This is a genomic window from Acerihabitans arboris, from assembly GCF_010131535.1.
GTDB classification, from domain to species: Bacteria; Pseudomonadota; Gammaproteobacteria; order Enterobacterales; family Enterobacteriaceae; genus Acerihabitans; species Acerihabitans arboris.
On sequence record NZ_WUBS01000023.1, the window covers coordinates 36,003 to 56,222 of the forward strand.

Annotated in this window: 19 protein-coding genes and 1 pseudogene; 7 read left to right on the plus strand and 13 right to left on the minus strand. The window is 51.1% G+C overall.

Annotation, left to right across the window (positions count from 1 at the left end; genetic code table 11):
• Positions 1-284: 284 nt before the first annotated feature.
• The 10 genes from GRH90_RS26765 to GRH90_RS24305 all read right to left on the minus strand — a co-directional run bounded on the left by GRH90_RS26765 (position 285) and on the right by GRH90_RS24305 (position 10,003).
• On the minus strand, positions 285-398 hold the full coding sequence (locus tag GRH90_RS26765; RefSeq protein ID WP_162368574.1) for a transposase domain-containing protein: 114 nt from the start codon (positions 396-398) through the stop codon (positions 285-287).
• A 553-nt stretch (positions 399-951) separates the two neighbouring features.
• The gene (gene idnR / locus GRH90_RS24265) at positions 952-1,944 is read right to left on the minus strand and encodes a DNA-binding transcriptional regulator IdnR (RefSeq protein WP_162368559.1); all 993 of its coding nucleotides are present in this window, start codon (positions 1,942-1,944) and stop codon (positions 952-954) included.
• 196 nt (positions 1,945-2,140) lie between these two features.
• Positions 2,141-3,427, minus strand: a complete 1,287-nt coding sequence (locus GRH90_RS24270) for an MFS transporter (protein ID WP_162368560.1) — start codon at positions 3,425-3,427, stop codon at positions 2,141-2,143.
• Positions 3,428-3,518: 91 nt separating this feature from the next.
• A complete protein-coding gene (idnO, locus tag GRH90_RS24275) occupies positions 3,519-4,283 on the minus strand; it encodes a gluconate 5-dehydrogenase (RefSeq protein WP_162368561.1) in 765 nt (254 codons plus the stop codon).
• A 118-nt stretch (positions 4,284-4,401) separates the two neighbouring features.
• Complete coding sequence (locus tag GRH90_RS24280) at positions 4,402-4,662, minus strand: hypothetical protein (protein WP_162368562.1); 261 nt, start codon at positions 4,660-4,662, stop codon at positions 4,402-4,404.
• An 88-nt stretch (positions 4,663-4,750) separates the two neighbouring features.
• Positions 4,751-5,506, minus strand: coding sequence for a sulfite exporter TauE/SafE family protein (locus tag GRH90_RS24285; protein WP_162368575.1), 756 nt, complete (start codon positions 5,504-5,506; stop codon positions 4,751-4,753).
• 76 nt (positions 5,507-5,582) lie between these two features.
• Positions 5,583-5,972 carry a RidA family protein gene (locus tag GRH90_RS24290; protein WP_178113361.1) on the minus strand — a complete coding sequence of 130 codons (390 nt, stop codon included), beginning with the start codon at positions 5,970-5,972 and terminating at the stop codon, positions 5,583-5,585.
• Positions 5,973-5,990: 18 nt separating this feature from the next.
• Positions 5,991-7,205 carry a M20 aminoacylase family protein gene (locus GRH90_RS24295; RefSeq protein WP_246236230.1) on the minus strand — a complete coding sequence of 405 codons (1,215 nt, stop codon included), beginning with the start codon at positions 7,203-7,205 and terminating at the stop codon, positions 5,991-5,993.
• 29 nt (positions 7,206-7,234) lie between these two features.
• A complete protein-coding gene (locus tag GRH90_RS24300) occupies positions 7,235-8,647 on the minus strand; it encodes a YfcC family protein (RefSeq protein ID WP_162368563.1) in 1,413 nt (470 codons plus the stop codon).
• A 222-nt stretch (positions 8,648-8,869) separates the two neighbouring features.
• On the minus strand, positions 8,870-10,003 hold the full coding sequence (locus tag GRH90_RS24305; RefSeq protein WP_162368564.1) for a DSD1 family PLP-dependent enzyme: 1,134 nt from the start codon (positions 10,001-10,003) through the stop codon (positions 8,870-8,872).
• Positions 10,004-10,103: 100 nt separating this feature from the next.
• Here GRH90_RS24305 and GRH90_RS24310 point away from each other — a divergent pair, with 100 nt between their 5' ends.
• Positions 10,104-11,036, plus strand: coding sequence for a LysR substrate-binding domain-containing protein (locus GRH90_RS24310; protein ID WP_162368565.1), 933 nt, complete (start codon positions 10,104-10,106; stop codon positions 11,034-11,036).
• A gap of 244 nt (positions 11,037-11,280) precedes the next feature.
• Here GRH90_RS24310 and tnpC read toward each other — a convergent pair.
• Positions 11,281-12,054, minus strand: a pseudogene (tnpC, locus tag GRH90_RS24315) (IS66 family transposase); the annotation flags it as partial.
• 141 nt (positions 12,055-12,195) lie between these two features.
• On the opposite strand from tnpC, the gene GRH90_RS24320 reads away from it, so the two are divergent.
• Complete coding sequence (locus tag GRH90_RS24320) at positions 12,196-12,903, plus strand: substrate-binding domain-containing protein (protein WP_162368566.1); 708 nt, start codon at positions 12,196-12,198, stop codon at positions 12,901-12,903.
• Between the two features lie 271 nt (positions 12,904-13,174).
• On the opposite strand, the gene GRH90_RS24330 is transcribed toward GRH90_RS24320, so the two are convergent.
• A complete protein-coding gene (locus GRH90_RS24330) occupies positions 13,175-13,921 on the minus strand; it encodes a GntR family transcriptional regulator (RefSeq protein WP_218586285.1) in 747 nt (248 codons plus the stop codon).
• Between the two features lie 1,245 nt (positions 13,922-15,166).
• Here GRH90_RS24330 and GRH90_RS24335 point away from each other — a divergent pair.
• From GRH90_RS24335 to GRH90_RS24355, 5 genes are all read left to right on the plus strand, one after another.
• Positions 15,167-15,880 carry an ABC transporter permease gene (locus GRH90_RS24335; RefSeq protein ID WP_162368567.1) on the plus strand — a complete coding sequence of 238 codons (714 nt, stop codon included), beginning with the start codon at positions 15,167-15,169 and terminating at the stop codon, positions 15,878-15,880.
• Positions 15,877-16,620, plus strand: a complete 744-nt coding sequence (locus GRH90_RS24340) for an ABC transporter permease (RefSeq protein WP_162368568.1) — start codon at positions 15,877-15,879, stop codon at positions 16,618-16,620. Before GRH90_RS24335 ends, GRH90_RS24340 begins: the two co-directional genes overlap by 4 nt.
• A 26-nt stretch (positions 16,621-16,646) precedes the next feature.
• Entirely contained in the window at positions 16,647-17,402 is a 756-nt protein-coding gene (locus GRH90_RS24345; protein WP_162368569.1) for an amino acid ABC transporter ATP-binding protein, read from the plus strand.
• 106 nt (positions 17,403-17,508) lie between these two features.
• On the plus strand, positions 17,509-18,294 hold the full coding sequence (locus tag GRH90_RS24350) for an ABC transporter substrate-binding protein (RefSeq protein WP_162368570.1): 786 nt from the start codon (positions 17,509-17,511) through the stop codon (positions 18,292-18,294).
• A gap of 92 nt (positions 18,295-18,386) precedes the next feature.
• Entirely contained in the window at positions 18,387-19,781 is a 1,395-nt protein-coding gene (locus tag GRH90_RS24355) for an aminotransferase (protein WP_162368571.1), read from the plus strand.
• Positions 19,782-20,027: 246 nt separating this feature from the next.
• Here GRH90_RS24355 and GRH90_RS26085 read toward each other — a convergent pair.
• Positions 20,028-20,220 (minus strand): hypothetical protein (locus tag GRH90_RS26085; protein WP_218586286.1); only part of this gene is annotated, 193 nt, incomplete at its 5' end.

Consider the following 20,220-nt stretch of genomic DNA (forward strand, 5'->3'; position numbering starts at 1 on the left):
ATTTTTACAATAAATTTAAATATATATTTATGATAATTGAAGGTGCTTGATTTTGTAAAAGCCGAGTATGATTTTACTCAAAGCAATGTGCACAGCTCTAAGCAAAAATTTAGTTTCAAAATTGTTACGGACTGAAGCCACCATAAGCACTGTGACGATGCCAGCGATCATAATCCCTTATAAATCACCAAACATCGTCTTCTTTCATTTCTGCCCAACTGCTGAACCGTTCGCCGTGAATTCATTCGTCAGTGACTCAGGTAGGTCAACCTTTCTGACGATTATCAAGACTTTGGGCTGACTTTCCATGGGATTAGTTCATTTACTTTATTTGCAGGCCAGTACGCTAGATTACCGATTACATGACTCAGCCAGGCCTCCAGGTCAACCCCGCTCAGCCTTCATGTGCCGATCAGCATGTACAGGATTGCCACACGTCCAACACCATGTTTCTGCCTACAGCAATTCAGAGCAAGGCATTTTCTGCGATATTATTGTCGGTATGCATTCAGCCACTACGGCAGCGTTCGTTCAACCCCTCCCACAGTTTAAGCCGATATACTGACGCCTTTGCCACATCCGGGTGACGTGACAGTTTACTTATTTGAGCCGGGATCCCGTCATACAACGGCTACATCAGCGGCACTGTTGCTTATTCCTCTTCGCCAGCCTCTCGTCCACCTAGGAGCCTCGAATATCTACGTCAATGACATACAGTTCACCACTACGCTTTGGCGATTCCGTGGTCAGATCCGTTGGGGCCCCATGTGGACGTCGTGGATTTTCCTATGAACTTGCACCTTGCACGATGCTTCCGTTATGCGCCCGTCTTTTACTGAGCGTTATAGCCACGCGCGCGCCAGCCTGCAGCGCCTCGCTGTAAGTTGGCAGATGCTGCTGCGTATGGGCTATCCGCGCCCTTATATTATTGCAGGCATCACTCAAGCAATATTATAATGTCTGGCCGAAATAAATCTGATAGTTCAAATCAACATTTCTCACCACTGATTTCCCCGCTAATCTTTTCAACAACAGTTCCGCAGTGGTTTTGCCTATATCAAAGCGGGGTGTGATCACGCTGGCCAATTTTTGCACGTTGGCCCGGCCGATATCCAACCCATGAAAACCGACAATCGCCATCTGTTCCGGCACCCGGATCCCCTGCGACTGACACTCCAGCAGGGCGCCAACGGCCAAATCATCGTTAGTGCAAAATAATGCATCCACGCCGGGAAATTCCCTTTGCGCGCGGATAAACAGCTGACTGCCGAGCGCTATCGATGAGATGCTTTTGGGCAACAATTGCAATGGCGTTTTGCCCACCTGTTCCAGGGCCTGGCAGACGCCGCGATAACGGCTGGCATCGCGGGGATCGGCCATTGAGCCAACATAAACAATATTTTTCTTGCCGCTTTCCAATATCGCCTGCGCCATATCATAAGCGGCTTTTTCATTGTCAAAACCCACCTGGATATCCAGATATTCCTCGGTTATATCCATTATTTCCGCGATAGGTATATTTGCCATACGTAGAAATTGCCGGGTACGCTCGGTATGTTCCTTACCAGTCAGAATAATGGCATCAATATTATACGAAAGCAGGTTGATGATTTTTTCTTCTTCAATTTTCGATTCATAATCATAGTTCGCAATGATAGTCTGATAGCTATGGGCTGAGGTTACGGATTCAATCCCCGCCAACACATCGGAGAAGATTTGATTTTTGAATGAGGGTATGAGAATGCCAATACATTTGCTATGTGAGTTGAGCAGAATTTCCGGCGCGCGGTTAGGGATATAATTTATCCCCTCCAAGGCCTTGCTTATTAGTTGTCTACTTTTTTCGGAGACCTGGTTCGGATCGCGCAGATAACGGCTGACAGTCATTTTAGTCACCCCGGCTAAGGTGGCAATGTCCTGTAGCGTTATCCTGGTGCCTTTCATTTTTATCCCCGTGATTAAAGCATGCATTATTATACATAACTTCATCTGGGATGCCTATGAATACGGGTGCAATGGATGGCGGCATAGCTTTCACCGCCGCTGGCGGCGCTTATGCGCCGCCGCTTTAAGTAAAATGCCGGTTTTAATGAGCTAACGTATGCGTCTCCTGCTTGAACCAAGCCATGGGGGCCGTGGATCATGATGCGAAGCGTTTACCGCGGGGTGGTAAGCCGGAAGGCTGTGAGACCGCGCGAACATTAAACATGATGATCACAGAAATCAGCAGGGCGCTCGACATAAAACCATAGGATATGCTGGGATTGCCAGTCAATCCGTTAAGATAACCGACCAGCCAAGCGCCGATAAATGCGCCTAACGCCCCGACGCTGTTAATCAGCCCCATTGACACGCCCGAGACATTTTTCGGCAGCAATTCGGGAATCAAGGCAAAGAACGGACCGTACGGCGCATACATACAGGCGGCGGCGACCACCAGCAACGCATAGGACCACCAGAAATGCTCATTGCCAATCATATAGGACATGAAAAAAGTGGCGGAGGCGATCAGCAATAACGGCCAGATAAACACTTTACGATTTTGCATTTTGTCGGACAACCACGAGACGACCAGCATGGTGACAATAGCGGCAAAATAGGGTAATGCCGATAACCATCCCACCGCGACGATATCTACGGCGGCGGCGGATTTAATGATGGAAGGCATCCACATCATAAAACCATAGACCCCGACGCTCCACAACGCATGGACGGAGCACAGCATGATGACATTACGTGATCGCAGGGCTTCGCCATAATTTCGCACCGGTTTGATATTTTGCTGCTCACGATCCATAGCGGCCTGCAAATCGGCCTTTTCCTGCTCGGTCAGCCAACTGGCCTGCGACGGCTTATCCCTGACCAGGACCCACCAGCAAACGGCCCAGATTACCGCGGGCAGCCCTTCGAAAATAAACATTTCACGCCAGCCATACGCATTGATCAGATAGCCCGACACTATAGACATCCACAACACGGTAACCGGGTTGCCCAAAATCAGGAAGGTGTTGGCCCGCGAACGCTCGTCCTTGGTAAACCAGTTGCTGATGTAAATCAGCATCGCCGGCATCACCGCCGCTTCCACCACCCCTAGCGTAAACCGAATTGCCAACAGCATCGGTATATTACTGACATAACCGGTGGCGGCGGCGCAAATGCCCCAGAGAATCAAACTGAAAAATATCAGTTTTCTTACGCTGCGCTTAACCGCATAAATCGCGCCCGGCACCTGGAAGAAAAAGTAGCCGAGAAAAAAAAGGGCGCCAATCAGCGAAGATACGCCTTTGGTGATCCCCAGATCCTGTTGAATGCCTGACGCGGCGGCGAAACCGAAGTTTGCACGGTCAAGATAGGCCAAACTGTAGGTAATAAATATGATCGGCATTAAATACCACCAGCGCCGGACAGCTAATTTCTTATTTAGCATAGTGCCAATTCCTCAGTGCAAAGATATTGATTTTATGGCCGACGCAGTCAGCCATTATTCTATTAATTGATCAAATATTTAACTATGCCGATTATACCGCCGCCAGCATTCCGCCATCGACAAAAATAATATGGCCATTGACAAAATCCGAGGCCGGCGTGGATAAAAATACGGCGGCTCCGATTAATTCTTCGGGATTGCCCCAGCGAGCAGCAGGGGTGCGTTTAAATAGCCAGTCAGAAAACTCTTTATTCTCCACCAGCGCTTTGGTCATGTCGGTGGCAAAATATCCTGGGGCAATGCCATTAACCTGGATGTTATAAGCGGCCAATTCAACGCACATACCGCGGGTCAGCATTTTCACAGCCCCTTTTGACGCAGCATAGGGGGTAATGGTTTCGCGGCCGAGTTCGCTTTGCATTGAGCAAATATTGATAATCTTGCCGTTGCGGCGCGCCATCATTCTTTTCGCCACCTGCTGCGAGACCAAAAATACCGATTTCTGGTTAACATCAATCACCTTGTCCCATTCGCTCTCAGGAAATTCGACGAAAGGATAGCGGCGCTGAATGCCGGCATTGTTAATCAAAATATCAATCGGCCCAATTCGCGATTCAATGTCGTCTATGGCGGCCACTATTTCTGCCGAAGCGGTGACGTTGAAACCACAGCCAGACGCATTAATATCTAGCGCCCGCAGTTTGGCCACCGCCTCGTCCGCCCGCTCTTGGGTGATATCGTTTACGATAATTTCCGCCCCATATTCGCCTAATCCGCGGGCCAGCAAATACCCAATGCCCTGGGCTGATCCGGTGATCAAAGCGCGTTTTCCGGTTAAATCAAATAAATTTTTCACATAAACCTCTTTTTTATTTACTGTTACGCGTAACTGTATACGCGTAACAGTTTCAAAAAAAAGATGTATGTCACAATTTTAAGTAAAAGCACAAAAAAGGCGGTTCTCTGTTGGTGGGCTATACCGCCGCCTGCTTTGAGGCGCTTGACGTAATCACCATATTGGACTGCGGCCCGGCCTGGCGTAAACTCAATGGGCCGATTGAGGGGTAGATAATGATTTTACGCGAAAATAATCGTCCTAGCGAAAGCCAACATGACGCGGGAATGGGAACAAGGATTGGCAGCATTAATAATAAAAAACATTCGGCAAGCACCCTGGATATCAAAATAAAACAAGCAACGATGCGCATGGTTGCTCCCCAGGAAAAACGTTGCATCAACCATCCCGCCACCATCGGCTCAAGGAGTGTCCCTACCCTAGTCCTGATATGGGCTATCTCACGTCAATTCCTGGGCATGATTTTTCTATGCCACCAGCATCACCACCCCCACCCCAATCAGCACCAGGCAAAAAGCAAGCTTCAGCCATAGGACGGGTAATTTATGCGCCAACGCCACTCCCCAGGATACGCTCACCACACCCCCGACAGCCAGCGGCAAGCCGATAATCCAGTCCACTTGTCCGGCATGAGCATAGGAAAACAACGCCGCCAATGCCCCGGGCACCACCAAAGCCAAGGCAATCCCCTGCGCCTGGGTCTGCGTAAAGCCGAAAAGCATCACCAAGGCCGGCACGACCACCAGCCCGCCGCCGATGGTGAAAATGCCCGACATAAACCCGCTCGCCACCCCCAAAACAGGCAGGAATTTCGCCGACAATTTAGCGGGTGCGGCAGCCGGGTGGCTCCGGCTGTTAAACCATTGCCAGATATAATAAGCCGCCAGCACCAGCAAAAAGGCGGCAAAGAATTTTTGCAGCCGTTCTCCCGCGATAGCCGTCGCCATTTGCGCGGCGAACCATGCGGAGACGGTGGCGTACAGGCATAGCACCAGCGTCTGGCGGAGATCGATTTTGTTGCGCTGACGGTAACGCAAGAAACCGATCATCACATTGGGGGTCACCATAATCAACGCAGTGCCCTGCGCCAGATGCTGATCCATGCCAAAAAACAGGCCCAGCACCGGAATGGCGATCAATCCACCGCCGATGCCCAACATCCCCCCGCAGATACCCAAACCAACGCCCAAAATAAAACAGGTCACCATCTCGGAAATCAACATATTCACTATTAAACCGGTTAATACTGCTCGCCCTCATGCCATTGTGGCTTATCCGGCCGGCACAAGACAGGGGGGTTTATCCACATACCGCCGTCAGCTGGATCTCGACCAAATAATTGTGGTGCAGTTCCGGTACCGGGATGATGGCCCGCGCGGGTTTATGCGCCTGCAGATATTGCGCATAGATATGATTGAATGTGGGCCAGTGCTCTACGCCGGCGATATACGCCGTGCACTGAGCGACCTGCGCCCAGCCGCATCCCGCCGCCGCCAGTATATGCTGGCACAGGTCAAGCGCGGCGCGCGCCTGCGCGGTGAAATCCGCCTCGGGCGATACCGTCACCGGCAACACGCCTGAAACAAACACCAGATTGCCGGTTTTCACCGCATGGGAATAATGGCCGGCCGGCGGCGGCGCCTCCAGCGTCATAATACTGTGCAGTAAGGTCGTTTTTTCTTCAGGCATAGTTAACTCCTTTTTCATTTATTGCGCCCCGCCGGCGGGCAGGAATCGCTCAACCAGCCGGGACCAGTAGGCGGCGCCGGTCACCAGGTTTTCATCGTTGAAATCATAACCGGGATTGTGCAGCATCTTATCGATCTGCGCTTCGCCATTGCCGATGCGTACCAGGCAACCGGGACGGGCCTGCAGCATATAGGCGAAATCCTCACTGCCGGTAAGTAAATCCATATTGCCGTCTACGTTCTCCTCACCCACCAGCTCCGCGGCAACCCGCAGCGCGAAAGCCGTTTCCCGTTCACTGTTCTTGACCACCGGGTACCCCTCCACATAATCAATCTCGGCGCTAAGGCCCAGACTGGCCGCCTGGAGTTGCACGATATCGGTAATGCGCCGCCGGAGCAGCGAACGGATGGCCGGATCAAAACTGCGAACGCTCAGCCCCAGCTTGACCTCCGCCGGGATCACGTTCAGCGCCTTGCCTCCCTGGACCGTACCGATAGTGATCACCGCCGTCTGGTCCGGCGGCACATTGCGCGCCACCACGGTCTGCAGCGCCATAATGATACTGGCGGCGCCGACCACGGGATCCTGGGCCAGATGGGGGCGGGCCGCATGACCGCCCACCCCGCGCACGGTAATGAACACCCGATCGCCGGCGGCCATAAACTCGCCGCCGCGGCTCATCAGTCGCCCGACTGGTTTACCCGGATGGTTATGCATGGCGAATACCGCATCGCAGGGGAACTGCTCAAACAGTCCCGCATTCACCATCCGCTGTCCGCCGCTATCAAAGCCCCGTTCTTCAGCCGGCTGGAAAATCAAATGCAATGTGCCGTCAAAACAGCGGGTGGAAGCCAGGTATTGCGCCGCGCCCAGCAGCATGGTCATATGGCCGTCATGGCCGCAAGCATGCATCTTGCCAGGCTGGCGGCTGACATGGTCAAAGGTGTTTTCCTCATGGATAGGCAGCGCATCCATATCCGCACGCAGCCCAATGGCGCGAGTGGAGCAACCGGCGCGCAATGTTCCGACTACGCCGGTTCCCGCGACACCGGTGGTAACCTGATACCCATGCTCCGTCAACAGCGCCGCAATGGTGCCGGCGGTATGCTGCTCTTCAAACGCCAGTTCCGGATGCTGATGGAACCGGCGCCGCAACGCGATTAATTCAGCGCGCAACGGCTCCAGATCGGCCAAGGTTGCGCAACGCTGGTTTTTTGTCATTGTGTTATCCATATCTCATCTCCCGATGTCGGTCCAGCCGGTTAAAAGGGTCCCCATTGGATCTCCACGCCGATAATCAATGCAATAACCGACACCACCGTCCAAACCAGAGTCAGGGGAAAGACGAATCGCAGCCATTGGCCGTAGCCGATGCGGCCAATGGCCAGCACCGCCATCATTACCCCTGAAGTAGGGTTGACGGAGTTGATTACCCCCTCGCCAAGTAATATGGTTTCCACCGTTACCTGGCGGGTAATATGCAGCGCATCCCCCAGCGGGACATACAGCGGCACCAGCGCGGCCGACTCGCCGGAGCCAGAGGAAATGGCGATGTGCATCACCGCGGCGCTGATGAACATACCCAGGGCGGCGAACATTTCACTCAGCGGCGCCAGCAAGCCGGCAATGGCATTCACGATGGTATCCAGGATATGGCCCTGTCCAAGAACCAGCGCGATGGCTCGCGCCAGGCCGACAATCAACGCGCCGGGAATCAATAGCGCGCAACCCTTAAGAAAGCTATCGGCGATGGCCCCGGCAGAGAAACGGGCGATAAGGCCGACGCCAATGGCGATGATGATGAACATCGCCGACATTTCATTCTCCGACCACTGGAAATTGATGGCGCCATAAATAAACGTCAGCAGGGCCAGGGTGGTAAAAGCCAGTATTAGCCAATGGGCCGGCGTCACTGTCGCCACGATATGCTGTTGCGGGCTATCGTCTTCATTGGTTAATCCCTGGCGCCGGCAACGACGGGCGTAGAGCGTAAGGAAAACGATTGCGCACAAGGCAAAAACAATATATACCGCCAGGCGAAAACCCATGCCGGAAAATAGCGGTAGTTCCGCCAGGCGTTGCGCCAGCCCGGTGGTGCCGGGGTTGATGATGGCGGAATTAAAGCCGGAATAGGTGCCCAGATAAATCAGGCCGACGCCAAAGATGCGCGGCAGATTCATAGAGCGGGCCAGCAGCATCCCCAAAGGTATAAAGGCCACCACGGAATTGATGACCACGCCGGTGGTGCCCAATACCGAAAACACCGCGCACACGCTGATGATAATGAGGGTATCGCTGCTGCCTTTCCTGCGCGCCATCGCATTAAGCGCGTTGCTCAGGGCGCCGGATTGTTCCAGCACATTAACGGCGCCGCCGGTAAACAGGATCAGGAAAATAATGGGCGCGGATTTGACCATCCCGTCGGCAATAAAAGTAAACAGTTCTCCGACGCCTACGCCGCTGCGCGCTACCGGGTGAAGACTGCCGGGTACGGCGAATTTCACACCGTCGCGTAATATATGGTTGAACTCGCCGGGAGGAACAATCCATGTCGCCGCCGCGGTGATGGCCAGCATAATAAACAACAGAACATAAGGATTGATGGAACCGGCCTTTTTTATCCGCTTTCCCGCCGGAGATTCTTGCGCCGGGCTTGATGCTATATTGTGCTGCATAGGTGCCTCCCCCAAAGAAAAATTAAAAAATCATTAATAAAGCCTCGATTTCACTGCCTGGATATCCCGCCCTGATGTTCGGAAATGCCTGCTTGCGGCGCATCGTCGGCGTACCGGCGCCCTTGCCATACGCCGATGTCGCGGACTGGCCTGACGACGGCCAGTGGTAAACCGGATTGGCAGACTCGGCGCCCGCCTGCCGTTAACGGTGGGCGATGCTACTTACCAGCCCTGGAATCTTTCCCAGGGCGTGGCGTCGCCTTCAGCATCGCAGGCGTATAACACCGCGTGCTGCGCGCCCGTGGCGCAGGCGTGATTCGGCAAAATGCGCAGTTGCGTACCAAAAGGAAATTTTTGCGTAATATCAATGGATTGCATCGATATATCGGGGGCAATAATGCCGTGTTCCTGATTGACGCCAATCATCGTGAAGCCGGCGATAGGCATGCCGTCCAGCGTGCAGGGCTGGCCATAACCGAAATCCCGCTGCTGATTGGCGGTGCCGCGGTCGCGGCTCATCGCCATCCAGCCCGCGTCCACCATCACCCAGCCTTTTTCCCGTTGATGGCCGATCACCGTGGTCAACACGCTTAAGGCAATGTCGTCCATCTCGCACACGCCGACGTTATGCATCACCAGGTCGAAGAAAACATAGACCCCGGCGCGCACTTCGCTGACGCCCTCCAGATGGGCGGCGGCGAATGCCGTGGGGGTGGAGCCGACGCTCACATTATCGCACCGGATCCCGGCCTGGTTGAGCCGGCGGCCGGCAAGCACGCAGCCGGCGCGCTCCTGCTCCGCCAGCGCGGCGAGTTTCTCCGGCGAATGCAGTTCATAGCTGGAGCCGGCATGGGTCAATACCCCGCCGACCTTCGACCCTCCCTCCTGCAGCATCGTCGCAACCGTCAGCAACTCCTCGCCCGCGGGATCGATGCCGGCGCGATGGCCGTCGGTATCCACCTCGATCCAGACCTCGAATCGTTCCTGGTGAGCGCGGCCAAATTCGCAGACCTGCAGCGCGGACCGTTCGTTATCGACCAGGATTTTCAAATCACAGCCCTGGCGGCGCAGCGCCAGCGCCCGGGGCAACTTAGCGGCGGAAATGCACACCGCGTACAAAATGTCCTTGATGCCGGCGGAAAAAAACACCTCGGCCTCTTTCATGGTCGAAACGGTAATACCCTGCGCGCCGGCCGCCAGTTGCGCCAAAACGACCTCTATGCATTTGGACGTTTTGGCATGAGGGCGAAATTTCACCCCAAGCCGGTTCATGTGCTGTTGCATGCGTTGAATATTGCGTTGTACCCGCGGCAGATCCAATAAAGCGCAAGGTGTCTCCAGTTGTTGCAAGTGCATAACGATATCCTTGGTCGAAGCGGTAACAGAAAAACTTTTCTTCATACTAGGGCATTTGAAATTCATTGATATTTAATATTCATGACTCTATGATTCAACCATGCTTAACTCATCCGACATTCAATTCCTGCTGGTGATCCGGGAAAGCGCCAGTCTGCTCGCTACCGCGCACAAACTCGGCCTGACCCCTTCCGCCGTGACCCAGCGGCTGCAGCAGCTCGAAAAAAAACTCGGCATCCAGTTGATGGATCGTTCGGCGCGGCAATTGCAATTCACCGATGAAGGCGATCTGCTTTGCCGACGCGGCATCGGCATCATCGATCAGTTCAACGTTCTGTTAGAGGAACTTCACGCCCGGCGTCATGGGATGGTGGGCAAGCTGACCATTAATGCCCCGTTTGGTTTTGGCCGGCGTTACGTCGCTTCGGTGGTCGCCGCATTCCGCCAGCGTTACCCGGATGTGGAGATCAGGATGACCCTCTCCGATCAGCCGCTGGTGGCCAGTAGCGACCGTTTCGACCTGGTGATCCATATCGGTGAGCTGCGCTCGTCAAATTTAATTAGCCATTACATTGCGCCTAACCGGCGGATCGTCTGCGCCTCGCCTGGTTTTGCCGAGCGCCATGGCTTGCCTGAACACCCCAGGGATTTGGCGATGCTGCCCACCATCGCCCTGCATGAAAATAATGAAGATGTCACCCTGTGGCAGTTCCGGCAGCGGCGAACCACCGTCAATATCCGCACACAGCCGGTATTGATCAGCAATGACGGCGAAGTGATCCGCCAATGGGCGGCGGAAGGATTGGGCATCATCATGCGTTCGGAATGGGATGTCGCCGATGCCTTGGCGGAGGGCAAACTGGTGCCATTGCTGCCGGACTGGAAGCCGCCCGATGCGAATGTGGTGGCGTTGACGCGCCAGAGCGCGGGATTACCGGAACGGACCCGAACCTTTATGCGCATGATGCAGGAGCAGTTTCGGCCCCACGCTCCCTGGCGCTTGCGGCTGCGGGACCTGGCATCCCGCCAGTGAACATCAGGACTGAAGCCCAACGTTTACTCAGTAAGCGCTGTTAATGCCGTCTCGCAATAGATCCCCTTACAATGGATTCCAAATCACCATTCCTTTGATGATCCAGAACGCTAAGAGCGCTATATCGGTTAGACTATTGCTGATAAGTCCCGCCAACAACCAACCTATCCACCTTGAACGTTGGCTGCCCGATTCAGACCGGCACGCTTTGTCCGTAAGCGGTTGCCCAGCACCGTATTGACAGTTATTCAGCAAGGATGTCGAGGTTCCATGGCAGGAGCTCTTTGATTTTATTGATGGGATGATCCGCTATATTAGCCAGCACATGGCGCAGATACGCTTCCGGCTCCACGCCGTTCAGTTTGCAACTGCCGATGAGCGTGTACATCAACGCCGCCCGGTCCCCACCGCTGTCCGAGCCGAAAAACAGATAATTTTTTCGGCCCAGGCTCACCACCCGCAGCGCGTTTTCCGCGATATTGTTGTCGATCTCCGCCCAGCCATCGCCGGCGTAGTAGCACAACGCCGGCCAGTGGTTCATCAGATAGTTGAACGCCTTCGCCGTATCGGCCTGGCGCGATAACGTCGTTAACTTTTCCCGGATCCAGCTCTCCAGGCCCATCAGTAACGGTCGGGATCGCGCTTCGCGCACCTGCCTTCGTTCTTCGGCCGGACGCCCCCGGATGTCGGCTTCGATCGCATACAGTTCACCGATCCGGCGCAGGGCTTCGGTGGTGGTCGGCGACGGATGGCGCACATGGATATCATGGATTTTACGCCGGGCATGGGCCATGCAGCCGACCTCGCGGATATGGCCTTCTTCATACAGCGGATTGAAGCCCGCATACGCATCCGCCTGCAACAGTCCGCTGAACCCGGCCAGATGCATTTGCGGATGAGCACCCTTGCGGTCCGGGCTGTAGGCGAACCACACCGCGGGCGGCAGTACCGAACCGGCATTCCGGTCGTCACGCACATAGACCCACAGCCGGCCGGTTTTAGGCTTGCCGTTGCCCGGTTGCTGACGTTCTATGCTTCTTCCGTGATACTCGGCTTCTAATTCATCTCTGTGGCGCAGGTCACCATTTCTTGTTGCGCGCCGTTGCTGGCCCTGTGGTCCTGAAACGGATGAACTGGGAAAAACTTTCTCCCCGGCGCGTTGTCCCTGCTACGTGAAGCGCAGCAGTTGGGTCATTCAATTAGCGCCTCGCAGGAGTTGTCCGGGGAATTGGTCATCGGCGCCACGGTATCGTTAGCGCCGACGGTGATTCCAGAATTGCTGGCGCGATTGGCCAACGCCCATTCCAGGCTCAGGGTCAGGGTCGTTGTTCGCGGCGCTAACGAATTACTCTCCATGCTTGAGCTGGGCGGCCTGGAGCTACTGGTTTCTTATGCCATATCCACGCCGTTACTGCGCTTGAAATCGGAGACGTTGTTTCACTCACAGTTCGGGGTGATTGCTTATCAAGACTGTTTCGCCGTTGATCGCCGGACGCTCTCCCCCTCCACTCTGGTGGGGTTGCCTTGCGCGATCCTCGACAATTTCGTCAGCCGGCAACGTTTGTTTGACTATCTCTCCTCAGTCGAGGGGGGCGTTGATATTGATGTTCACTATCCGGTGGGAACGCTGGCGCTTTGTATCGAACTGGTCCGGCGTAAACTGGCAGTGGCCATCATTCCGCTGTTCCCTCCCTTGATCCGTAACTTGCCTCCCGAAGTACGATGGTTTGAACTTGAACCTACGCCGTTCCCGCTCAGCGCGACGGTGAGTTGGCTCGCCAAAATATCGCTTAGCCCGTCAGCGCAGGCATTGCTCGACGAGGTTGCAAAGTTGGGCCAGGTTACGAAATGGGCCGCCTTGCCTTAACGGATGCGGGGGCCTCAAACAACCTGGTCTGTTTATTACACATAGCGTGAAGTTTCCGATGGAGAAGTAGAATGCGGATTGCCAATATCCTTATATGCAACAAACGTACTCCAGTTTTAGTTGTATCTTCGATTATATTGAAGTGTTCTACAACCGCGCCCGCCGGCACAGCCATCTGGGCGGCGTCAGTCCCGAGGTTTTTGAATTGGCCTCATCGTGAGGACAGGATATGTCCACGTTTTGGGACAGTCCATTCTGGTAATACCCATGGTTAACGTATATCGTCAATGCTTGCACTTCCTTCAATTAATTCAGGGTGATTGCTTGATATAATTTCCAAAGTCGGAAATGTTGCATCAAGTTGGACCTGAAAAACCGCCGCCGCATTCTCAACATCATTCATCCTGATAAAGTTATAAATACTCTCATGCTCTTTGAGTACTTCGTCATAGTTTTCCTGAAGTGGGAATGCAAATCGTCTTACACGATCAAGTTGGCCAGTGGCGTTATGAATAACACGCCATGCTTCAGGAAAACCCGAGCAACGACAGATTAGTTGGTGAAACTCGTTATCGAGAGAGAAAAACTCTTCAGCGTTCTTTCTCTTCGCCGCGCTCCTTTGCTTGAACAACGCCAACTCGAAATCCGATTCAAATTGCGCGGTGTAAGTACGCGCCGCTAATCTGAGCAGGCGCATCTCCATGGTATCTCTGATGAGCTGTCCCTGGAGCACATCAGATAATAAAATCTTAGTAACAAATGTACCTCCGCCAGGTTTCACCATGATTAGCCGTTCAGAAGCAAGCTCAAGAAGCGCCTCTCGTAATGGCGTGCGAGATATGCCCAAATACTGACAAATGTTCTTTTCCAGTATTACTGTCCCAGGCATAAGCCTCATCGAAATGATCGCCGTTCGGATAATTTCGTAGGCTTGGGTCGATTTCGGTAGTTTCTCATCGAAACTAATTTCACCCAGAATTTTTCCCAAAGAGGATTCAGAATCAAGAATGTTGTCCAAGGCTGTACCATTCCATGCCGCGTTAAACAGATAATGCAATGTACCAGTATATTGCACTCAGACTGTGACAAACCTATCTATGGAACGAGAGCGGTGAGAATGGGACAGACGAGTAAAACGTCCGCGCGAAGGTTGGCGCGGCTCGAGCTTACAAGGACGTACTTGCAGCGTCTTTACGATCTACCATTTTCACTCTTCGACACACGTTGTCATCAACCTCAATGCAATATACCAGTATATTGCATTACTCTACAGATGTGTTCAATTGATTACTGACTCAAATCTCGTTGCTTTAAAAATGCATGACCCTGGCCCCGAACCTGATCTAGTCATAATCAGGAATAACAGGCTTCAGTCTGGCTGCATATTCTGGCAACCGGCAGATTTTTGGGCGAATTCGGACGGAGTCATCCAGCCCAGCGCAGAATGGGCCGCCTCTGGTTATGCTCCGCATCCTGGCTGGGGTGGCATCGGCGTGAGTAGCCCGCGTGTTAACAGCTAAGTTAATTTTACAGGGTCGGTCTGCAACATAGGCCTCGGCTTCCCCCAGTCATGCTGCAACTGATAAAACCGTAATCGGTGACCAGGATGGGACGAAACATGCAAATAGCGACGGGACTATAACCAATGCCGTCCTCATTCATCGCTGAAATATCTCATTCCTCTGAAATTTGCAGCCAGTTGGCAGAGCAATGAAATTGATAATGAAAAATCCGACACCACTAACTGAGCGTTGTATCTGATCCTGAGGGCGGGTCAGATGGAGCATGGCATATGGCTCATATGAAATTCTGATAATAGAAAATGGGCGCTTAGTGATTCCTTACTCCATTTTTCCAGTAAAACGCGACCTTAAATCCAAGGCTAACGCGGTTTTACCTCTCAATTTCTTTTCTGCCTCCCTTTCATCGCAGTAATGACGTGAGCTTCGCTCCTTTTTAGCTCCCTCTAAGGGCAACTCTGTTCAGAGAAAGTCAACATACAACTTTCATTTCATTCCCTGCAGAATTTTATAATTAAATAATGATCATTTATCAACATGATAAACCAAACATTATGCAATTTACCCGCTTAAAATATCTATTAATGGAGTTTTATCAGAACTATAAGTGACCTTTTTGTTAACAAATTCTCGTATGAGGCGGGTCAGAAATTTGTTTTGACTGCCGCGATATATTGATATATCAATGATGGAAATACGGTCTGCCAACGCGCTTCAATACTGATGGTTTAGGAGCCTCACCTGTGACTGAATTCTTCCGATTACTGACTGATGGCCTGTGGGGCGAGCAATTGATTGCAGGTGCCTGGCTATCAATAAAATTAGCGTTAAGCACGCTGCCATTTGGTTTAGTACTGGGTCTTCTACTGGCCAAAGGACAGGATTCTCACCAATATCTGATAGCGACTGGCGCCAGCGTTTTGGCTACGGTATTTCGTGGCCTACCCGAGCTAATGACAATTTTTATTGTCTACTATGGTGGTCAAATTGGCCTGAGTGCTCTGTTGTCATTGATAGGTTGGAACAAAACGGTTGAGATCAGTGCCTTCTTCGCCGGAATGCTCGCACTCGGCTTAGTTTTTGGCGCATTTTCTAGCGAAGTATTCAAAGCAGCCATGCATGCAATACCCCGAGGGCAAAAGGAAGCCAGCCATGCCCTGGGATTATCTTTATGGCACACCTATAAAAATGTCATCCTTCCACAGATGTGGAGAGTTGCACTGCCTGGTATAGGCAACCTATGGATGATGCTGTTAAAGGATACGGCTCTTGTATCACTCATTGCTTTGCCAGACCTGATGCGCGTAACTAATCTCGCCGTAAGCTCAACTCGTTTAGCTTTTGAGTTTTACCTTTTAACATTCTCTATATATCTGCTTCTGTCCATAATTTCGGGCCACGTATTTGCACGACTCGAAACACGCGCGAACCGACCATTTTTAGCAGGTAGCAAATGAGCTTAGAACTGATATCTGAATACGGCCCATCGCTTTTATTTGGCTTAATGAAGTCATTGCAGCTGGTCCTGATCTCCGTAATTATCGGTGGATTGCTGGCGCTCCCCATTGCCGCTGGAAAGCTATCCTCGAACAAAGTAATGCGTAACATCCTTGACGGATATACTTATCTATTTAGAGGAACACCTTTGCTTGCTCAGATTTTCCTTCTTTATTACGGCGCTGGTAAATTTCGCCATGAGTTAGAAGGACTGCATGTATGGTGGATCTTTCGAGATTCATTCACATGCGCGGTGTTAGCTTTCTCAATCAATACGGCAGCTTATCAAGCAGAAATCTGGCGAGGTGCCATACAGGCTATTCCGAAAGGCCAATGGGAAGCATCCTTCGCCTTGGGAATCTCAAGCTGGACTCACTTCATTCGTGTAGCCTTACCACAAGCAACGCTTATTGCTCTGCGGCCTCTTGGGAATGAAGTCGTCTTAATGCTGAAAGCATCATCTATTGCAAGCATTATTACTGTACCTGAACTACTCACTGCCGCAGGTACAGCCTATTCGAGAACTTTTGATTTTCAGATTTATGTTTATGCCGCTTTACTTTATTTAGTGCTTGTGGAAACCGTACGCCGCTTGCTTCTTATCTGTGAACGACGTTTAAGTAAGCATATGCATTTTAATCCGATTCCATCCGAGAAGGGTGAATCGTCTGAGCAAGTCAACCGTGTTACTGTGCACTAAATTGTCCTGATCATTGGGAGAAAATCATGAATACAATACATCAGAAAAAACCCATTATTCGCTTTGAGTCCGTTGAAAAAAGGTATGGTAAATTTTATGCTCTGAACGGTGTACATTTGTCCATTAATGCAGGCCAACGAGTTGTCATTTGTGGCCCTTCAGGTAGTGGTAAATCTACTCTTTTGCGTTGTATTAATGGTTTGGATTCTTTTCAAAAGGGGGAAATTATAGTTGACGGCGTCAACTTATCTGTCGGGCACCGGAATATAGATACTGTTCGCGGACGCTGTGGTATGGTATTTCAACACTTTAACTTATTCCCTCATATGACAGTACTGCAAAATTGTATGCTTGCACCTGTTACAACCAAGACGTTGAGTCCACGGCAAGCAAAAGATACAGCGCTTGAATTATTAGAAAGAGTGAAAATTAAGGACAAAGCAAATCATTATCCAGGTCAATTATCTGGCGGTCAGCAACAGCGTGTTGCCATTGCCAGGGCGCTGTGCATGGGTCCTAAACTCATGTTATTAGATGAACCGACCTCCGCGCTTGACCCTGAAATGATTGCTGAGGTGCTGGAAGTTATTACTGACCTTGCGAAAACCGGCATTACGCTGGTATGCGTAACGCATGAGATGAACTTCGCAAAGTCAATGGCTGACCGTTTAATATTTATGGATGCTGGTAAAATATTAGAAGATCATCCACCAATTGATTTTTTTAATTATCCTGAAACGGATCGCGCAAAGTCATTTTTATCGCAGATATTAAGACACTAATTTTTTACAACAAAAGGCGGCTTATATCACTACACGCAGTTCACCGCGCCGGCTGACATGAAATATGTCAGGCCTGCTATTTTTTAACCATAACCCGGGGTTGGCCATGTATTCAATCACAAAAAAAATCATCGCGACAGTTTTAACAACCAGCGTCCTCGCGCTCGTTGCTTTTAATGCAAATGCGCAGGATTCAGCTAAAATCAGGATTGCTATTGAAGGTGCATATCCTCCTTTCAACTATATTGAAAAAGGTCAGCTCGCTGGTTTTGATGTTGATATTGCCCATAACCTTTGTTCCAAAATGAATGCATCTTGTGAATTCGTCACACAGGAATGGGGTGGTATGATCCCAGGCCTATTGGCAGGTAAGTATGATGCTATTGTTTCATCTATGCGCGCAACCGAGGCTCGGCGGAAACAGATCGACTTCACAGACAAATATTATGATACTCCTTCACGATTTATTGCTCCTAAAGATACCACAATAACGGATGTCTCACCTAAAGGCCTCGTCGGCAAGACCATCGCTGTCCAGGCAGGAACCACTCAGGAAGTCTACCTGAATGATATGTATAAAGACTCAACAATAAAATCCTACAAAACCCAAGACGACGCCAATCGTGACCTCGCCTCAGGCCGCGTTGACGTAACATTTTCGGATATGGTTATGCTGTATAACTTCATCAATAAAACGCAGGATGGCTCCTGCTGTAAATTTGTTGGCGGAGATATTAAGAGTGAAAAATACTTCGGCAATGGGTTTGCTGTAGCCATCCGAAAAGACTCTCAAGAGCTTCGTGACAGATTCAATGCTGCAATTAAGCAAATTGTTTCTGATGGAAGCTATAAGAAAATTAACGATAAATATTTTCCCTTCTCGATTTACTAAAGCCACGGTGAAGACCACACTTTTATGTGGTCTTCATTATTATCCCCATTGTTCACGAAATTAATTTCATTAAAGAACTCGAGACAACCATTATGGAACACAATAAAGATTATTTAATTAGCGAAACAGGTCGACAGGATATCCACCACCACCTTCACTCGCAGGGTAATCCTCTGCATTTACAGAATGAAGGCCCATTGATTGTTACGAGCGGAGAAGGCCCCTGGATCATTGATGAAAGCGGTAATCGTTATCTGGATGGTTCAGCGGGTCTCTGGTGCGCCGCTTTGGGATTTAAAAACGATCGTCTGGCCGTAGCGGCGTCAAAGGCATATTTGAGTCTTGGGTGCTATCATACATTTGGCAACAAGACGCCGGCTGCCACCGCAAAGCTGGCTTCTCGTCTGGCAGGCATAGTTCCGATTTCCGATGCCCATATCCACTTCTCAAGCTCGGGTTCAGAGGGTATCGAGACGATGGTGAAGCTAACCTGGCTTTATCACAAATCAAGAGGCAATTCCGGTAAAAGAAAAATCATTGCGCGTAACCGAGCGTTTCACGGTTCAACCATCTTTGCTGCCTCGCTGTCTGGCTTGCCTCACATGCATCGTGAATTTGGCTTGCCACTGCCAGGCATACTTCATGCCTCCTGCCCGGATATTTATCGCGGTTTATTAAATGGCGAGAGCGAAGCTGAATATGCTAAACGGCTGGCAAATGAGCTGGAGCAAATGATCCTTGATGACGGCCCTGAAAATATCGGCGCCTTCATTGCGGAACCGATCAACGCGGGAGGGGGAGTCATTGTGCCACCCGCTGGCTATTTTGAACAAATCCATAACGTCCTTAAGCGCTACGATATCTTGCTTCTTGCTGATGAAATCGTTTGTGGGTTTGGAAGAACGGGTGAATGGTTTGGTTCACAAACAGTGAACATGAAACCAGATATGATGGTCATGGCAAAAGGACTTTCCGCGGGCCATTTCCCCATCAGTGCAACTGTGATTAGCCCTCGTATTCACGAATCTATTGCTTCTATAAATAAAGACGGTACCAATTTTGGGCATGGATTCACAAATTCAGGGCATCCTGTCGGGTCTGCTATCGCACTCGAAGCTCTGGACATATATGAAGAAATGGATGTACCCAATTACGCGTCCCACATTGGTAATCATTTACGCGATGTTTTAATCGAAGGTACACGAAACTCCGGGTTGGTTGGCGATATTCGCGGCGCGGGCATGATGATAGGGGTGGAATTAGTTGCTGATAAATCCACCCGAGCGCCCTTCTCCGCGGACAAACAGGTTGGAAAGCAGTTTGAGCAATTTGCCCTTAAACAGGGACTGATCATCCGTTCACAAGGTGGAGATACATTGGCTTTTTCTCCTCCACTGAATATCGACGAACCAACCGCAGAAGAAATGGCGATGAGATTCTGCATGGCATTGAAAGCGCTGGAAACGAGCCTTACGGCAAACGTTTAATTTTGTCAGGAAGAAGACCATTCAATGCACTTGTCTTCACTATTCTGAAGGAGCATAGAGGGGGTGCGGACGTTTTCCTGGTGTGCGTTTTTCCACTGCGGAACAAAAATGAAAACGCCCCATCTTATCCCGTTATCGAAGCAGCCTATCGCCCTACTAACATAAATCAGCAGATTAGGGGGCCACACCCAAAATAGTACTGACCAAACAATAATCGTAAGCGGCTGCCCAGCACCGTATTGACAGTTATTCAGCAGGGATGTCGAGGTTCCATGGCAGGAGCTCTTTGATTTTATTGATGGGATGATCCGCTATACCCCTAGTGTCAGGATAGATGTCACCCCCATCAAAAACTCCAATGGGGCGATGGGGACGCGATATGAAGCGCATTTCACCGGAGCGAAAGGCGGCCACACTGGCTAAACTTCTTCCTCCGTAT